This window comes from Chryseobacterium sp. FW101-FHT12H09 (genome assembly GCF_058790395.1).
On record NZ_JBYTCP010000002.1, the window covers coordinates 370,840 to 386,379 of the forward strand.

Genomic DNA, 15,540 nt, shown 5'->3' on the forward strand with positions numbered 1-15,540 from the left:
TTTGTTTTTATTTCATTAGTTTATTCTCTAATTTATTACAAAGCTTTTCAATATCCCCCCTCCTTACTAATTCTGAAACCCATTCTTCAGGAATATTTTCAAATCCATAATAAATTCCGGCAATTCCTCCTGTGATAGCTCCAGTTGTATCGGTATCTTCTCCCAGATTAACGGCTCTCAAGACAGCTTCTGGGTAACTTTCTGATTTCATAAAACACCATAAAGATGCCTCTAAACTATGAAGAACATATCCACCAGAACTGATGCTATCCTCTTTATATTCAAAAATATCATTGTTCAAAACTCTATCAAATCTATCCATTTCGTCTTGTGAACAAATTGGATTGTTGTTCAGGAATTGTTTTACTGTCATTTGCATGACTTGATATGCTTCAAATTTTTCCTTTCCTTTCAATATTTCCAATGAAAATTCTAAATAAATAAAGCATGAAATTACTGAACGAATATGAGCATGAGTAATAGAAGAAACTTCCCTTATTACATCGAAACGTTTTTCAATTGGAAAACCCTTTATATAAAACAACAAGGGTAAGATTCTCATTAAAGATCCATTTCCATTATCCCTTTCACTTGTTCCTCCACATAAATAAGTAGTATATCCTTTACTTATTTTATGAATAGCTTGTCGAGTTGCAATTCCAATATCAAAAACTTTTCCGTGAGGAGTCCAGTGTCCATATTTGTACCATTTAACAAAACTCTGTGCTATTCTTTCCTGATCATATCCTTTTGTAAGTTCTTCAGCCAGACAAAGTGTTAACGAACTATCATCGCTCCATGTACCAATTGGTTGGTGATGGGTTCCAAACTCCAGCATTTTAATGACAGGTGAATTTTTCAATTGTTCTCTGCTTTTAAACTCCACAGGAACACCTAAGGCATCTCCAATACAGACTCCAAAAATTCCTGATTTTACAACATCTTTCATTACGCCATATTTATCAGTTTATCAAACAACAGTTTCATTCCTCTCGTTGCGTTTTCTTTCATAACAACCGCTCTTTGTCCATACCCGAATTCCGTTTCATGAGGATTAATTACAATCAATAGACAATCATCTTTGATCTCATGAATTAAACCTGCTGCCGGATACACCTGTAAAGAGGTTCCTATAACAATTAAAATATCAGCATCTTTTACTTTATCTCTCGCCACATTATACAATGGGACATCTTCTCCAAACCATACAATGAATGGTCTTAATTGTGCTCCATCTTCGGCTTTATCACCAAGATTAATATCATCTTTCTGTTCGTAAATAAGATTTTTATTATTGCACGAACAGGATTTAAATAATTCTCCATGAATATGAATGATATTGGTTGACCCCGCTCTTTCATGTAAATCATCTATATTTTGAGTAATGATCTGCACATCAAAATACTTTTCTAAATCTGCGACCAATTGGTGAGCCTCGTTAGGTTGTACCTCATGCAGTTGGCGACGTCTCTGATTATAAAATTCCAATACCAAAGCTCTGTCTTTTCTCCATCCTTCAGGACTTGCCACATCGGTTACATTATGATTTTCCCAAAGACCATCTCCATCCCTGAAAGTCTTTATTCCACTTTCGGCACTGATTCCTGCACCGCTTAATATGGTTAGTTTTTTCATTGTTTCTCTTTTAATAGTTTACCATAGATCACCTCATTCTCTTCATCAAAACAAACGAAAATAATTTTCTCAATCTGTTCGGTGTTGAAGTTTTGAACTTCCTGAATAGCAATTTTCGCCGCCAGCTCTTTAGGGAAATGATAAATCCCAGTACTGATGTTTGGAAAGGCAATCGTTTTAACATCCAGACTTTCTGCTAACTTTAAAGAATTCTTATAACAATTCGCTAAAAGCGTTGAGCCTTTTTCTTCATCATTATTCCAAACAGGTCCTACGGTATGAATGACATATTTTGCTGGAAGGTTTCCAGCAGAAGTTACAACCGCTTCACCGGTCTTACATTTCCCCTGTCTGTTTCTGATTTCAATACATTCATCTAATATTTGTTTTCCTCCTGCACGATGAATGACTCCATCTACACCACCTCCACCAAGTAGAGAAGAATTAGCCGCATTAACGATAGCATCAGCCTGAACTTTTGTAAGGTCTCCTTTTAGTACTTCAATAACTGGTTTCATTTAATTTCAGTTTTTTGTTTAGATTATGATCTTCAAATATTAATGGCTTTTCTTCTGGAATCATCAGGCTTTCCAAGTTATCATTTAGTACAAATTGATATTGCTCTTTTACAAAACCAGAAATATCTTCAATCAAAATAATATCATCTTTAGCATACGAATGAATAAAGTTATTTCTCAATCCAACTTGGATTGCCCGTCTTTCTAATTTATTTCCAAACGGATCATGGTCAGGATCCCACTGTAATCTTACTGAAGATTCCTTTACTTGATTTTTCCATACTTCTTCAGAAACCCCCAGATTCTCATTGTAAGAAGAATAAACAGCATTTTGCAAATATTTTTTTATCGCCTCCATTTTGAGATGAATTGCTAAAACACATTCCTGTCCCTCTTTTGATCCCCATCCGTTTCGGTACATCATCCAAAGGAAGTTTGGCTTTATCCAGGTCATTCTCTCCAAACTAAAATCACCTCCGAAATATTGATTGTCAATTGCAAATTCTCCTATCTCTTTTCGGTACGACTGATAAACAATAATCTCTTCACTATCGTATTGTGCCATAATATGATGTCCTTTCTGAGGCCAACCCTGTAATTGTTCTGTATATTTTTTTAATCTAAGTTTCATTTAATTTCTTCAAACAATTTCACCAATTCTTCATTTTTAGTAAGAACCGCAAAAACTGTCCTTTTAAATTTATTCTTATACTTTCCTTGTAGGTATTTTTTGAATAATCCTGCGATCTCTTTCGGATCATTTCTAAAAACACCACATCCCCAGGCTCCCAAAATCAGCGTTTCATTTCCTTTCTCCAAAGCCAAAGCAAACATTTTATCCATACGCATATCCATTGCATTTAAAATTTCACCTATTCTCTCCGGTTCTTGTCTTTTTACAACTCCCGCATTTACAGCAGCAGATGTAATAAAATTACACAGAACAGGCTTTTCTAATAGCTCTCCTTTATCTTTTCTAAAGACAGGAACCTTTGGGCTATAAATCATATGATCTGTATAAAAGCATGATTTCATTCCACGATGCGTTTTATAAAAACTTTCAGCTTCAAGTTGGCTAGCGTATAAGGCCGAAGTTCTTGCCAGGCTTTCCTCCTGAGCCTCTGCTCCACTTATGAATCCACCACCTGGATTTTTTGCAGATGCAAAATTCAAACACATCAGCTTTTCCTGATCCTCTTCTTTAGCCAATTGCAAAATGGCTTTTAATGAGCTACAATTCCAAACCTCAATTTGAGTTTCAAAATCATTTTTAGTAACTACATTTTCCACTAATACTGCAAGTTCTTCCGAACTAAATAAAACTGTCCTTTTTTTACAAATTTCAATCTCTCGATCTAATTCTACTTTTTCACCCTTTAGATTTATATATTTTTTGTTGGCTAAGATTTCTAAAGTATCTTTAGCCATTCCTTTATTAGTCATTGTTCTTCTCTTTTAATCTCTCTATCAGGTTTTCTATCTCAGTATTTTCAGATTGGATAAAATCATTACCAATAAATACCTTTGTTACATTAATTTCTCCAACGATAGCCTGATTAAATTTATCTAATTCTTCTGCCGGTACCCATAATTCATTGTGGTTTTTTGCTCCAACATTTTGAGGTGGATATTTATCTGCTTCACTTTCCACAACATCAAATTGAGTCACAAACCCAAGATAGTTTCCAGATTGATCTCTGGTATTCCATTTTTCAGCTATCTCCGAAGCATAATCTTCATTAAGTACCGGATAGAAGATAGGTTGCCATTCCAATCTTGGTGGAAAATTTTTATAATCACTTTCAATAATTAAAATCATTTCCTTTTCTCCTACTGGCCTATAAAGTCTTATTGTTTTCATTTTTCTAATTAATTACCAAAACCGCCTCTTCATCAGACAGCCTGATTTCTGCAGTAGCCCCACTGTTGAATTGCAAAAAATCCTTTTCAATTCCGTCACTAAATATAAAACCATTATTTGGCATTAATGATTCTATGATAAGCCTATTTCCTTTTTTTAAAATCCCACCACAGATGTCGGTCTGTGTTGCTTTACTTTTGAAAGGCTCTCTCACCGCAAAGTATAGATCTTCATCATTGAGTTCTGGATATTTTAGTTTTTTTGATCCTAAAATACCATATGCCATATTGAAAATAGAACTCAGCCAACCTGTACTTCCTGTTTTTGTAGAAACAATAATTCCACTGGAAGAATGCGTTTCTTCTTTTCCGTTCAGCATTAGCTTATATCTGGCAGAGCTGTGGGAAGAAATACCAATAAACAGATCATTAACTGCTAAGAGTTTTTGTCCATCATTCAGAACAGCTTCTGCAAACCTCATCTTCTTTGAACTAAAAGTTTCGTTTATTACAGCATTTACTCCATTGAGAAAGTTTTTAACATTAAAAGGAAGCAGTACACCATCATATCTTTCTTCATCAGGGTTGATTGCTACAATAGGAATGTTTTTAGCGTATTTCGCAACATTTGCAACCAGCCCATCCTGTCCTATGACCACAATAAGATTCTTTTCAGAGAAAATATAGGAAGGCATAAATTCTCTTTCCAGTACTTTATTCTTGATCACTTTAGAAAGCTTTGTCTGAACTTCCAGAAAAGACTGACAGAACTTTTCATGTTCAGCAACATACTCCTGAAAATCTCCGCCAGAACTTTCAATATAAAACTGAGCCTGAGCTTTGGTATTAAATCTTTCAATCAAAGACTCCAATCTCGTTTTGTTCTTAATGATAATTGCGTATTCTATTTTCATGGCTTTTCTTTAATTGTACAATGTATTACTGATTGCGTTAGTTCACTATTTTAACTTCAATGTCCTCGCCTCTCTCTTCAAGTTTTTAATGTTCTTTCAACAGATTTTCTAATAAATCAGGACTGATGTTTAAGTTTCCGATCTTTCCTGCATTTTCTGCCAGTTCCCTGAAAGCAAGGGCAATATTTGATCTTGCATCCTGATTTCCATTTAAAGCGGTTAAAATTCTCCAGTCCATTTCTTTGTATGGTCTTAAAGAAGTTTCTAATACATAACCTTGTGTTTCTGCTTCTTTTCTGTCGTTTTCTGTCTTTTGTTCGATCAGTTGTTTTCTTTGGTTTTCAACTGATATATCAGCAGCGATCTTCATTTCTCTCAGTATCTTATTATTTTCTTCCTGTTGAATTTCGGTCTCCATTCTCTTTTCTTCGATCTGTTTTTGTTTTTCTTCAACCGCTATTTCTGTATTCAGCTCAGATTCTTTGATTTTCCTTTCTTGTTCTACTGCAAAGTTTCTCCTTTCATAAATAGCCTCGTCTGCCTGTTGCTGAAGTTTTTCTCTGGTTTCTGTTTCTAATGCCCGTGCCATTTCCGGAGTGGTCTGAACAGCCAAAATACTAGCTCCTAATATTTCAACTCCCATCGTTTGGATCGTTTCTGAAGTTTTTAGCCCTTCCAGAATATGCTCCTCTATCTTTTTAGCAGAACGGATAGCATCTTTTAAACTCATTTCATGAATAAATGATGATGTAGATGTCTGCGCAAGATTGATAATCCTTTGATTAAGCTTCTCAATATCATTCTTTTTATACACTCCTGATTCATTAACTGTAAAATCCAATGTGTTGGACAAAGCCTTTGGATCAAAAATTTTATAACTGATCTGTCCCTGAATATTTACCATCTGATAATCAAACGTATTTTCATTAAAAATAAAAGGGAGATCATTACTTCCCATTGGAATAGCAACAATAGAACTGTTTGGAGCAAAATAGAAGAATGATAAGCCCCTTCCTTCTCTTACGGTTCCTCCATTTTTAAAATGAAGAACGTAAGTCATTGAATCGAATTTGATGTGTCTGAAACCAAACATAGCTTTAAGTTTTAAGAAATTAATATTTGTGTTGTTTTTACACTAATTCTAGTAGACATGAGTTTGCACTGATTTTTCAAACTACTTTCTAATAGTATACATTACATCGGTCCGCAGTACATATTTAGCCCCACTGATCAATGTTTTACCTTCGTGTCTTAATGGATGATAAAAGACCAATGCCATTCCTTTTTTAGGAGCAATTGTAAACAGGTTTTCAAATTCTGTTTCCCCACCTTCAAAGTCATCGTTCAGATACATTAAAAACGTATAGAAGCTTTTTTCATTCTCGTCTCTTACATAGCTTCCATCTCTGTGCATTTTAAATCTTTGTCCTGGAGAATATTTATAAACCCTGAACATCTCATTAAAGTCACATATTTCATTTCCATCGTGATTTTCTGGAAGAAATTCAAAAGCTCTCTCAAAAAGATTGTTAGCAAGATCCTTACTAAAAAGCATTAATCGGTCGTTATTTCGAATACCCTTACTCATTAACTGCTGACCGTTTATATTGACTTTCGCTTCCTCAAAAGCTTGGTCTTCTGCCATTTTAATGTAGCTCTCACATTCCTGGTTGGTTAGAAAATCTTCAATCAGAAATATCTGTGGATGTAAATCGATCTTTTCCATGATTTCTATATTGTGATTATGATTGTGTTATCTTCTCAATTCATCTCTTACCTCCATCAGAGCGAATCCTAACAGATTTTCTCCACGCCATTGAGATGGATTCTCTGCTTTGGAATCAGACTCTGACATTCCTATTCCCCAAATGGTATCATAAGGACTCGCTTCTACAATAACTTTATCTTCGGTAGATAAGAGAAATTCCCTGAATTCTGAGTTTTGTGAAAATTTTAAAAAGTTCCCCCTCTTTACAATTTCATACTTATGATTATCCCAAGTCTGATGATCAAAGTTTTTTATTTCTCTTCCCAAGCTCTTTGCTTCTTTAGGGTTTCCTGATTCCAGAATTCTAAACATCGTTTCATCATCATTAAATAATCTCGCCTTCTCTGCCATCATATAATGTTCAGCAGTTCTATACTCAATACTATTTTCTTTGAAACTTGCAGGAAACCACTGGCTAAAACAAGCTTTTGAAATTTCATTTTTAACAGTATGTCCCCAGAAAAACAAAAATTGCAAGTTTCCTTTTTCCTGAAAAAGTTCAATTGTATTTTGTATGGTGTATTTCATGATTGCGTTATTATTACACAAATGTAAAATAAAATCATTTTATCCTCCAAATTTATTTGTGTTATTTTTACGCTAATAAATTAACTAACTGATAATCAATTTATTTATTTTATCCTATCTAGATATTAATAGTACAAATAATACATTACAATGACACAAGCTATAATCTATTTTTATGTTTTGGCTAAAGTCGATGAATTACCATTAATAAAAAAACGGACTAAAGCCCGTTTATATTGATGTCTTTTGACATCTATCTGATATCAAATATTTTGTTTTTCCTTATAATGTTTGTGCCATTTGTGAAAAGCATTTTGTGTTTAGCTATCATTTGATCTCAAAATAAAACCCTTGTTCTTCAAGTTCCTTATATTTTTCCTGATTAAAAGTAAATAATTTCCCGGGCCTTCCACTCCCTTCTTTTTTTACATTATTGGTTTCATTAAGAAGACCATAGCTCATTATTTTCTTTCGGAAGTTTCTACGGTCAATTTCCTGTCCAACAATGGTTTTGTATAAATTTTCAAGATCCGAAAATGGAAACTCTTCATTAAGAAGATTAAAGCCGATCGGCTGATACTGAATTTTTGTGCGAAGTCTCTTTAAAGCAATATCAATGATACTTTTATGATCAAAAGCCAGCTTTGGTAATTGATTGACACTGAACCATTGAGCATCTTCAGCATCTGAGTCTGCAAACAGTTCATGATAAGAAGGGTTCACTAGTCCCAGATAAGCCACAGAAACCACTCTGTTTCTGGGATCACGACCCACATTACCAAAAGTATAGAGTTGTTCTAAAAAATCAGGCTTTATGCCCGCTTCTTCATACAGCTCTCTTTTTACGGCATCATCCAGATTTTCATCATCCAAAACAAGTCCACCAGGCAAAGCCCAGCCTCCCTTAAAAGGATCGATCTTTCTTTTTATTAAAAGGATCTGTAAATCTTTTTTATCAAAGTATCCAAATATAACAGCGTCTACCGCTACTTTAATATCCTGCATAATATAGTTTGCGTTATGAATACACAAAATTACATTTTTGAATTAAAAGTCCCACCATTAAAAAACCAAAAAGCGTAAAAATAAAATTCCTTATCTTTAAGATTGATTATAACCAACTTAAAATTAAATATTTATGAAAAATCTAATGTTCATTTTCTGCGCTGCATTTTTGTTAACTGCATGCGAAAAAGGAAAACCCACCATGGGTAAGGAATCAACCGGAACTGATTCTACAGCATGGAAACCGGTAGACTCTGCTACTGCAGCAAAAGCATGGATGGAATATGCTACTCCTGGCGACATGCACAAAATGTTAGCTAAATCTGATGGAGTATGGATAGGAGACAATACAATGTGGATGGAAGAAGGAGGAAAGCCAATGAAAAGTACTTCTGAATGTACCAATAAAATGATCTTTGGTGGACGTTATCAGGAAAGTACCCACAAAGGTAATTTTTGGGGAATGCCATTCGAAGGAAGAAGTATTGTAGGATATGATAATGCCACTAAAAAATTTGTAAGCACCTGGATGGATAATATGGGAACAGGGATAATGTATACCACCGGAGAATGGAATGCTTCAAAAAAATCAATTGAATTTAAAGGTAAAATGCCAGATCTTACAAGACCGGGGAAGGAGTGTGATGTAAGAGAAGTCTTCACATTTGTTGACGACAACAATCAAACCCTTGAAATGTATGGTCCAGGTTCGAAAACCGGTAAAGAAATGAAAACAATGGAAATAAAATTCACCCGTAAGAAATAAAATAAAACCGCTTCAAATGAAGCGGTTTTTTATTTTTAATTGGTTTCAGAAGCACTTGTTACAGGAATACTAAAACTGTTATTATAATAATTGACATTGTACAACTGTGATGCCCAGTTTCCTGTTTTGGAATTGAAAACATATACTTTCCTGTCATATTTATCAACAAAGATAAAATTCCCGTTAGACGCTGTTACATCAGGAATACTCATGCTGTTATTATAATAGTTAACATTAAATACCTGAGAAGCCCATGTCATTGTTTTGGCATTAAAAACAGACACTTTATGGTCGTATTTGTCAACAAAAGCAACATTACTTCCAGAAGAAATTGAGGTTGGAAAACTATTGTTATTGTTATAATAATTGACATTAAATACCTGTGATGACCAGCTTCCACTTATATAATTAAAGACATACATTTTGTGATCATACTTATCCGAAAATACTAAATTTCCATTGGATAAGGGAACTAAAGTAGGGGTCGAAAAGTTATTATTATAATAGTTTACGTTATAAATCTGTGATGACCAGGTTCCTGTTTTAGAATTAAATACATATACTTTTCTATCATATTTATCAATAAACATAAAGTTACCGTTAGAGGACGTTACCTCTGGCACCGCAAAATTATTGTTGTAATAATTCACGTTATAAATTTGTGGAGTCCATGTTCCCGTTTTAGAATTAAAAGCATAGACTTTTCGGTCATATTTATCTGTAAAGACATAATTTACACTTTTATTTTCAATAAGATCATCTCCCAATGATGAATCTGAAGAAGAGACATCTATCTTTTTGGCGACATAAGCATAAGGTACACTCATCAATTGATTCACGCCTACATTTGTATAATTAGTCCCTCCTGCAGCATCCATTTCTACTTTTACAAACTTAGAATTCGTGCTCCAATTTATTGCAGAAAATGTCCCTGACACAGCCGTTCCCTGCCCTATATTAAGATTTATCAATCCCTTGGAGTTGGTCGTCTTTGAATGCGTTTCCGTATAGATATTCGTTCCTGTAGCAGAATTATCCAAAATGCTTATTCTTAAAGAAACAGGCCCGTTAACAACCGGATTTCCCAAAGCATTGAAGGCAACAGCCTGATAAGCAAATCCCTTTGGAACCTGAGCAAATACTGCCGTAGTAAGCAGTGCTAAAAATAAAGTATATATTTTTTTCATGGTATCGTTTTATTTTTTAATGATTTTTACTGGCTTTAATTCAGAATTATTAAATTTCAGAATATATATCCCCTGAAGCAGAAAGGATAAATCTAATTTATTGTTAACTATCTTATTTTGAGAAACTAGCTTTCCTGACATATCATAAATAGAAACATCTTCAAGCCTCGTTGAGGAGGAAACATTAAAATTAATGTAGCCGGCTGTAGGATTCGGATAAATACTAACCGCTTTTTCGGTAACGATCTCGTTTACCCCTAAAACATTTAAAACAGTCTGATAAAGAACCCCAATGGTTCCGGAATTCTGATCATCGGGATTGGTAGGAATCACATAGATTTCTCCTACCGTGTGCATCAGGTTTTCATTAGAAACTCCTCCAGAGTTTATTCCTCCAATAAGACTTTGGGAACAAATAGGAACAGAAACTAAAAAACCGACCAGTAAGTAGATTTTTTTCATTTAAAATAAATTTTTCGTAAATATAAGATAAAGAATAATAGTTTAAAATGAAATTTATACTATTTGAAATTTAGTGAAAAACACACCTCATTTTCAGGGTTTTAACTGATTATCTTGGTCTTTTTATTACAGAACTTTGAAGTAATAAAAGGGGCAAGCCGAAAACCTTAAAGAGTAGGCATATAAAAACTAAAAAAAACACCATTATGAATGCTAAAACTTTATTGAGAGCACTTATCGTAATCATCATCATTATCGGAGGAGTGATTATCATTGTTATTGGAAAGAAACCATTTCCTGAACCCGAATGTATTGTATGCGGAACTAATCTGATTACCATGTTAGGAATCGTTGAAATTATCCTGGGACTGGGAGCACTGGTTGTTCAGGGAAGCCTGGTTGACAAGCAAAGAAATCTTTAAAAATAAAAAGACCGATATGATATCGGTCTTTTTTATATTAATCGTTTAGTTTTAAAACTGCCATAAATGCAGATTGTGGTACTTCTACTCTACCAATCTGTTTCATTTTCTTCTTCCCTTCTTTCTGCTTTTCCAAAAGTTTACGTTTTCTGGAAATATCCCCTCCATAACATTTAGCGGTAACATCTTTTCTTAGGGCTTTAATGGTTTCTCTTGCGATAACTTTAGCTCCCAGAGCTGCTTGTACAGCAATATCAAACTGTTGTCTAGGAATCAGCTCACGAAGCTTTTCACACATCTTTTTACCAATATGATAAGCATTACTATCGTGAATTAATGAAGAAAGAGCATCTACCATATCTCCGTTGATCAGGATATCCATTTTTACCAATTTAGAAGCACGCATTCCAATTGGTGTATAATCAAATGAAGCATATCCTTTTGAAATAGATTTCAGACGGTCATAAAAGTCGAATACAACTTCCGCCAAAGGCATATTGAATGTAAGCTCTACCCGATCTGCGGTCAAATAGCTTTGGTTAACAATCTCACCTCTCTTTTCAATACAAAGGGTCATAACCGGACCTACAAAATCTGATTTCGTAATAATAGAAGCTTTTATAAAAGGTTCTTCTACCCTATCCAGAATCGTTGGATCCATCATCTCGGATGGGTTATTAATTAAGATTGCCGTTTCAGGTTCTCTTTTAGAATATCCAAGATATGAAACGTTAGGTACCGTTGTAATAACGTTCATATTAAATTCTCTATCCAAACGTTCCTGTACAATTTCCATGTGAAGCATTCCTAAGAATCCGCAACGGAAACCAAATCCAAGTGCCGCAGAACTTTCCGGTTCGAAAACCAGGGAAGCATCATTCAGTCTTAGTTTTTCCAGTGAAAACCTTAATTCTTCAAAGTCCTCAGAATCAATAGGATAAATTCCCGCAAAAACCATTGGCTTTACTTCTTCAAATCCATCAATAGCTTCTAAAGCAGGATTTTCAAATGAAGTAATAGTATCCCCTACTTTTACCTCCCGTGCATCTTTGATCCCTGAGATAATATACCCTACATCACCACATTCAATCTTTTTCTTAGGAACCTGTTTTAGTTTCAATGTTCCTACTTCATCAGCACCATATTCTTTTCCTGTAGCAAAAAACTTAATTTTTTCGTTTTTGGAAATACTTCCATTGACTACTTTAAAATAAGCTTCAATTCCTCTGAAAGGATTATAAACAGAATCGAAAATCAAAGCCTGTAATGGACCGTCAGGATTTCCAACCGGAGCTGGAATTCTATTAACGATCTGTTCAAGCAAGTCATGGACTCCTTCTCCTGTTTTTCCTGAAACTCTTAAAACGTCCTCAGGCTTACATCCCAAAAGACCAACAATTTCATCGGTTACTTCTTCAGGGTTTGCTGAAGGAAGATCTATTTTATTAAGAATAGGAATGATCTCTAAATCATTCTCTAACGCCAAGTAAAGATTACTAATTGTTTGTGCCTGAATACTTTGCGCAGCATCTACAATAAGAAGTGCACCTTCGCAGGCTGCTATTGATCGGGAAACTTCGTAGGAGAAATCTACGTGGCCAGGGGTATCGATCAGGTTTAAAATATATTTTTCCCCCTTGTATTCATAATCCATCTGGATCGCATGAGATTTAATAGTAATCCCACGTTCTTTCTCCAAATCCATATCATCCAGGGTCTGAGACTGTAATTCTCTTTGGGTAACAGTATTGGTATATTCCAATAAACGATCAGCCAAAGTACTCTTACCGTGGTCAATATGAGCGATTATGCAAAAATTTCGTATGTTTTTCATTTAAGAACCTTGTAATTTGCAAAGATAAAAAAAACGAAGACAATTCCTCTCTCTTAATTTTATTGGGTGAAATTAATTTTAATTATTGATTTTAAGCAGATAATACTTGTTGATATTATTACGTTAAATTAAGTAATATATTCCTGCAATAAGCAATACAACACGGATCTGTTTATAAAAAAAATGTGTTTCAATTGCCTGTAAAATTTTAAAAATATTTATCTTTTCAGTTTATTTTCAAATCATAAAGCTCAGGTACATTTGAAAAACATTTAATTAAAACCTGAATTATGGCAATAACCGATCTATACTCATGAAAAAATTAACCTATCTGTTACTTTTTATTATTCCGTTAACTCAATTAAAATCACAATGGGTGGAAAAAGCTTTGGATCATCCGGAAGAATGGGTAAATCCATTAATTGGAACACTTTCCAAACCTTCGCTTTCTAATGGAAATACATATCCCGCTGTAACAGTACCCTACGGAATGAACCTGTGGACTCCTCAAACCGGTAAAAATGGTGATGGCTGGCAGTATCAGTACGATGCAGATAAAATACGTGGCATAAAACAAACCCATCAGCCTTCGCCCTGGATGAATGACTACGGCATGTTTTCTATTATGCCGGTTACAGGAAAAATGAGTTTTAATGAAGATGAAAGAGCAAGTTGGTTTTCACACAAATCGGAGGTATCTAAACCTTATTATTATAGTGTTTACCTGGCCAATCATAATGTAACGGCTGAAGTTACACCAACTGAACGTGCTGCACAATTTCGATTGACATACCCCAAATCTGACAGTTCATGGGTTGTTATCGATGCATTCGATAAAGGATCAAGTATTACCATCATCCCTTCCCAAAAGAAAATTGTTGGTTATTCTACAAGGTACTCACGTGGAAAATTAATGGGCTTCAAAAACTATTTTGTTATTTATTCAGATAAACCATTTACAAAATACACTTCATGGAAGGATAAAAGTCTTGTAAAAGATTCTCTTCATATTACAGGAAATCATTGTGGTGCTATCATTGGTTTTGCTACGCAGAAAGGAGAAAAAGTAAACTTACGTGTTGCTTCTTCATTCATTAGTTTAGAACAGGCGGAACTCAATTTACAACGTGAGCTTTCTAAGGACTCATTTGATACTACTTACGAAAAGGCCAAGTTATCATGGAATGAAAAGTTGAAAAAAGTGGAAGTATCTGGTGGAAGTATCGATCAGATGCGTACATTCTACTCTGCATTATACCGCATGCTGTGCTTTCCTCATAAAATGTATGAGATCAATAAAAACAATGAGGTTGTACATTACAGCCCCTATACAGGAAAAACGGAACCTGGTTATCGCTTTGCAGGAACAGGATTCTGGGACACCTTTAGGGCTCTTTATCCATTTTTAAATCTTGTCTACCCAAGCATCAATGTTGAAATGCAGAAAGGACTAATCAGTGACTATAAGGAAGGCGGCTGGTTACCGGAATGGTCCAGTCCCGCGTATGCAGACTGTATGATCGGAAACAATTCTGCTTCTGTTGTTGCGGATGCTTATATAAAAGGACTTAGAGGTTATGATATCAATACGTTGTATGAGGCTCTTCTTCATGGTGCAAATAATGCCGGCCCTGAAGCAACAGGTAGAATGGGAATTGAGTACTATAAAAAATTAGGATATGTTCCTTATGATGTTAAAATTAATGAAAACGCTGCAAGAACTTTAGAATATGCATATGATGATTTCACCATCTATAAGCTTGGAAAAGCCTTGGGTCGTCCGGAATCCGAATGGGCCGAATATGCCAAACGTTCTCAGAATTATCAAAAAATAATAGATCCCGAAACAAAACTGGCAAGAGGACGAAATCTTGACGGAAGTTTCCAAAAACCTTTCAATCCTTTCAAATGGGGTGATGCATTTACAGAAGGCAATAGCTGGCATTATACATGGTCTGTTTTTCACGATATAGAAGGGCTTTCAAAATTAATGGGTGGCAAAAAACAATTTGTAAAAAAACTGGATTCACTTTTCGAAATGCCCCCTCTTTTTGATGATAGCTATTATGGCAGTACGATTCATGAAATACAGGAAATGATCAATGCCAATATGGGGCAATATGCACATGGAAATCAACCGGCACAACATATTATTTATTTATACAATTATGCTGGTGAACCCTGGAAAACACAATATTGGGTTCGTGAAACCCTTAATCGTCTTTACCAGCCAACACCAGATGGCTATTGTGGAGATGAGGACAATGGCCAAACTTCTGCATGGTATATATTCTCAGCATTAGGATTTTATCCTGTCACTCCGGCTACAGATCAATATGTTTTGGGAGCTCCATTGTTTCAAAAAGCAATTATCCATTTGGAAAACGGCAAAAACATTGAAATCAATGCTCAGAACAACAGTAAGGAAAAAATGTATGTAAAATCATTAAATATGAATGGTCAGCCCTATTCCAAAAACTGGTTAAACCATCAGGAATTAATGAAAGGTGCTGTGCTGCAATTTATAATGGATGATAAACCGAATAAGAATCGGGGAACCAATGAAAAAGATTTTCCATATTCTTATTCTACGGACAAAAAGTAAAAACAAAAGAGAGACAAGTTGTCTCTCTTTTGTTTT

General features: G+C 34.7%; 17 protein-coding genes. 3 read left to right on the forward strand and 14 right to left on the reverse strand.

Annotated features, from left to right (window positions below; translation table 11 throughout):
- Positions 1-7: 7 nt before the first annotated feature.
- The 11 genes from AC3WRL_RS07390 to AC3WRL_RS07440 form a co-directional block, all read right to left on the reverse strand.
- Positions 8-949: an ADP-ribosylglycohydrolase family protein gene (locus AC3WRL_RS07390; protein WP_214829764.1), complete on the reverse strand. Its 942-nt coding sequence runs from the start codon at positions 947-949 to the stop codon at positions 8-10.
- Complete coding sequence (locus AC3WRL_RS07395; protein ID WP_492330026.1) at positions 949-1,635, reverse strand: SIR2 family NAD-dependent protein deacylase; 687 nt, start codon at positions 1,633-1,635, stop codon at positions 949-951. The genes AC3WRL_RS07390 and AC3WRL_RS07395 overlap by 1 nt, the downstream gene beginning before the upstream one ends.
- Positions 1,632-2,153, reverse strand: a complete 522-nt coding sequence (locus tag AC3WRL_RS07400; RefSeq protein ID WP_492330027.1) for an O-acetyl-ADP-ribose deacetylase — start codon at positions 2,151-2,153, stop codon at positions 1,632-1,634. The genes AC3WRL_RS07395 and AC3WRL_RS07400 overlap by 4 nt, the downstream gene beginning before the upstream one ends.
- A complete protein-coding gene (locus AC3WRL_RS07405) occupies positions 2,137-2,784 on the reverse strand; it encodes a DUF4291 domain-containing protein (protein ID WP_492330028.1) in 648 nt (215 codons plus the stop codon). Before AC3WRL_RS07405 ends, AC3WRL_RS07400 begins: the two co-directional genes overlap by 17 nt.
- Positions 2,781-3,596, reverse strand: a complete 816-nt coding sequence (locus AC3WRL_RS07410; protein WP_492330029.1) for a TIGR02452 family protein — start codon at positions 3,594-3,596, stop codon at positions 2,781-2,783. Before AC3WRL_RS07410 ends, AC3WRL_RS07405 begins: the two co-directional genes overlap by 4 nt.
- Positions 3,589-4,014, reverse strand: a complete 426-nt coding sequence (locus AC3WRL_RS07415) for an ADP-ribosylation/crystallin J1 (RefSeq protein WP_214829779.1) — start codon at positions 4,012-4,014, stop codon at positions 3,589-3,591. Before AC3WRL_RS07415 ends, AC3WRL_RS07410 begins: the two co-directional genes overlap by 8 nt.
- A 4-nt stretch (positions 4,015-4,018) precedes the next feature.
- Positions 4,019-4,927, reverse strand: a complete 909-nt coding sequence (locus AC3WRL_RS07420) for a diacylglycerol kinase catalytic domain-containing protein (RefSeq protein WP_492330030.1) — start codon at positions 4,925-4,927, stop codon at positions 4,019-4,021.
- Positions 4,928-5,012: 85 nt separating this feature from the next.
- Positions 5,013-5,987 carry an SPFH domain-containing protein gene (locus tag AC3WRL_RS07425; RefSeq protein ID WP_251040566.1) on the reverse strand — a complete coding sequence of 325 codons (975 nt, stop codon included), beginning with the start codon at positions 5,985-5,987 and terminating at the stop codon, positions 5,013-5,015.
- Between the two features lie 114 nt (positions 5,988-6,101).
- Positions 6,102-6,653 carry a prolyl hydroxylase family protein gene (locus AC3WRL_RS07430; protein ID WP_214829787.1) on the reverse strand — a complete coding sequence of 184 codons (552 nt, stop codon included), beginning with the start codon at positions 6,651-6,653 and terminating at the stop codon, positions 6,102-6,104.
- A 27-nt stretch (positions 6,654-6,680) separates the two neighbouring features.
- Positions 6,681-7,223, reverse strand: a complete 543-nt coding sequence (gene ybiA / locus AC3WRL_RS07435) for a riboflavin biosynthesis intermediates N-glycosidase (protein ID WP_492330031.1) — start codon at positions 7,221-7,223, stop codon at positions 6,681-6,683.
- 327 nt (positions 7,224-7,550) lie between these two features.
- Positions 7,551-8,228 (reverse strand): NUDIX hydrolase, encoded by a 678-nt coding sequence (locus tag AC3WRL_RS07440; RefSeq protein WP_214829793.1) that lies wholly within the window; start codon positions 8,226-8,228, stop codon positions 7,551-7,553.
- Between the two features lie 133 nt (positions 8,229-8,361).
- On the opposite strand from AC3WRL_RS07440, the gene AC3WRL_RS07445 reads away from it, so the two are divergent.
- Positions 8,362-8,994: a DUF1579 domain-containing protein gene (locus AC3WRL_RS07445; RefSeq protein ID WP_214829809.1), complete on the forward strand. Its 633-nt coding sequence runs from the start codon at positions 8,362-8,364 to the stop codon at positions 8,992-8,994.
- A gap of 35 nt (positions 8,995-9,029) precedes the next feature.
- Here AC3WRL_RS07445 and AC3WRL_RS07450 read toward each other — a convergent pair whose 3' ends face one another.
- Both AC3WRL_RS07450 and AC3WRL_RS07455 read right to left on the reverse strand, forming a co-directional pair.
- Positions 9,030-10,181 (reverse strand): DUF8740 domain-containing protein, encoded by a 1,152-nt coding sequence (locus AC3WRL_RS07450; RefSeq protein WP_492330032.1) that lies wholly within the window; start codon positions 10,179-10,181, stop codon positions 9,030-9,032.
- Between the two features lie 9 nt (positions 10,182-10,190).
- On the reverse strand, positions 10,191-10,643 hold the full coding sequence (locus AC3WRL_RS07455; protein ID WP_214829815.1) for a T9SS type A sorting domain-containing protein: 453 nt from the start codon (positions 10,641-10,643) through the stop codon (positions 10,191-10,193).
- 206 nt (positions 10,644-10,849) lie between these two features.
- On the opposite strand from AC3WRL_RS07455, the gene AC3WRL_RS07460 reads away from it, so the two are divergent.
- On the forward strand, positions 10,850-11,065 hold the full coding sequence (locus AC3WRL_RS07460) for a hypothetical protein (RefSeq protein ID WP_214829818.1): 216 nt from the start codon (positions 10,850-10,852) through the stop codon (positions 11,063-11,065).
- Positions 11,066-11,102: 37 nt separating this feature from the next.
- Here AC3WRL_RS07460 and lepA read toward each other — a convergent pair whose 3' ends face one another.
- The gene (gene lepA / locus AC3WRL_RS07465; protein WP_214829832.1) at positions 11,103-12,899 is read right to left on the reverse strand and encodes a translation elongation factor 4; all 1,797 of its coding nucleotides are present in this window, start codon (positions 12,897-12,899) and stop codon (positions 11,103-11,105) included.
- Positions 12,900-13,212: 313 nt separating this feature from the next.
- Here lepA and AC3WRL_RS07470 point away from each other — a divergent pair, with 313 nt between their 5' ends.
- On the forward strand, positions 13,213-15,504 hold the full coding sequence (locus tag AC3WRL_RS07470; protein WP_492330033.1) for a GH92 family glycosyl hydrolase: 2,292 nt from the start codon (positions 13,213-13,215) through the stop codon (positions 15,502-15,504).
- Positions 15,505-15,540: the final 36 nt, after the last annotated feature.

What these genes read in the sequence shown, in the direction of transcription:
- AC3WRL_RS07390 (WP_214829764.1), bottom strand. Translation starts at nt 949, where the DNA reads ATGAAAGATGTTGTAAAATCAGGAATTTTTGGAGTCTGTATTGGAGAT.
- AC3WRL_RS07395 (WP_492330026.1), bottom strand. Translation starts at nt 1,635, where the DNA reads ATGAAAAAACTAACCATATTAAGCGGTGCAGGAATCAGTGCCGAAAGT.
- AC3WRL_RS07400 (WP_492330027.1), bottom strand. Translation starts at nt 2,153, where the DNA reads ATGAAACCAGTTATTGAAGTACTAAAAGGAGACCTTACAAAAGTTCAG.
- AC3WRL_RS07405 (WP_492330028.1), bottom strand. Translation starts at nt 2,784, where the DNA reads ATGAAACTTAGATTAAAAAAATATACAGAACAATTACAGGGTTGGCCT.
- AC3WRL_RS07410 (WP_492330029.1), bottom strand. Translation starts at nt 3,596, where the DNA reads ATGACTAATAAAGGAATGGCTAAAGATACTTTAGAAATCTTAGCCAAC.
- AC3WRL_RS07415 (WP_214829779.1), bottom strand. Translation starts at nt 4,014, where the DNA reads ATGAAAACAATAAGACTTTATAGGCCAGTAGGAGAAAAGGAAATGATT.
- AC3WRL_RS07420 (WP_492330030.1), bottom strand. Translation starts at nt 4,927, where the DNA reads ATGAAAATAGAATACGCAATTATCATTAAGAACAAAACGAGATTGGAG.
- AC3WRL_RS07425 (WP_251040566.1), bottom strand. Translation starts at nt 5,987, where the DNA reads ATGACTTACGTTCTTCATTTTAAAAATGGAGGAACCGTAAGAGAAGGA.
- AC3WRL_RS07430 (WP_214829787.1), bottom strand. Translation starts at nt 6,653, where the DNA reads ATGGAAAAGATCGATTTACATCCACAGATATTTCTGATTGAAGATTTT.
- ybiA (WP_492330031.1), bottom strand. Translation starts at nt 7,223, where the DNA reads ATGAAATACACCATACAAAATACAATTGAACTTTTTCAGGAAAAAGGA.
- AC3WRL_RS07440 (WP_214829793.1), bottom strand. Translation starts at nt 8,228, where the DNA reads ATGCAGGATATTAAAGTAGCGGTAGACGCTGTTATATTTGGATACTTT.
- AC3WRL_RS07445 (WP_214829809.1), top strand. Translation starts at nt 8,362, where the DNA reads ATGAAAAATCTAATGTTCATTTTCTGCGCTGCATTTTTGTTAACTGCA.
- AC3WRL_RS07450 (WP_492330032.1), bottom strand. Translation starts at nt 10,181, where the DNA reads ATGAAAAAAATATATACTTTATTTTTAGCACTGCTTACTACGGCAGTA.
- AC3WRL_RS07455 (WP_214829815.1), bottom strand. Translation starts at nt 10,643, where the DNA reads ATGAAAAAAATCTACTTACTGGTCGGTTTTTTAGTTTCTGTTCCTATT.
- AC3WRL_RS07460 (WP_214829818.1), top strand. Translation starts at nt 10,850, where the DNA reads ATGAATGCTAAAACTTTATTGAGAGCACTTATCGTAATCATCATCATT.
- lepA (WP_214829832.1), bottom strand. Translation starts at nt 12,899, where the DNA reads ATGAAAAACATACGAAATTTTTGCATAATCGCTCATATTGACCACGGT.
- AC3WRL_RS07470 (WP_492330033.1), top strand. Translation starts at nt 13,213, where the DNA reads ATGAAAAAATTAACCTATCTGTTACTTTTTATTATTCCGTTAACTCAA.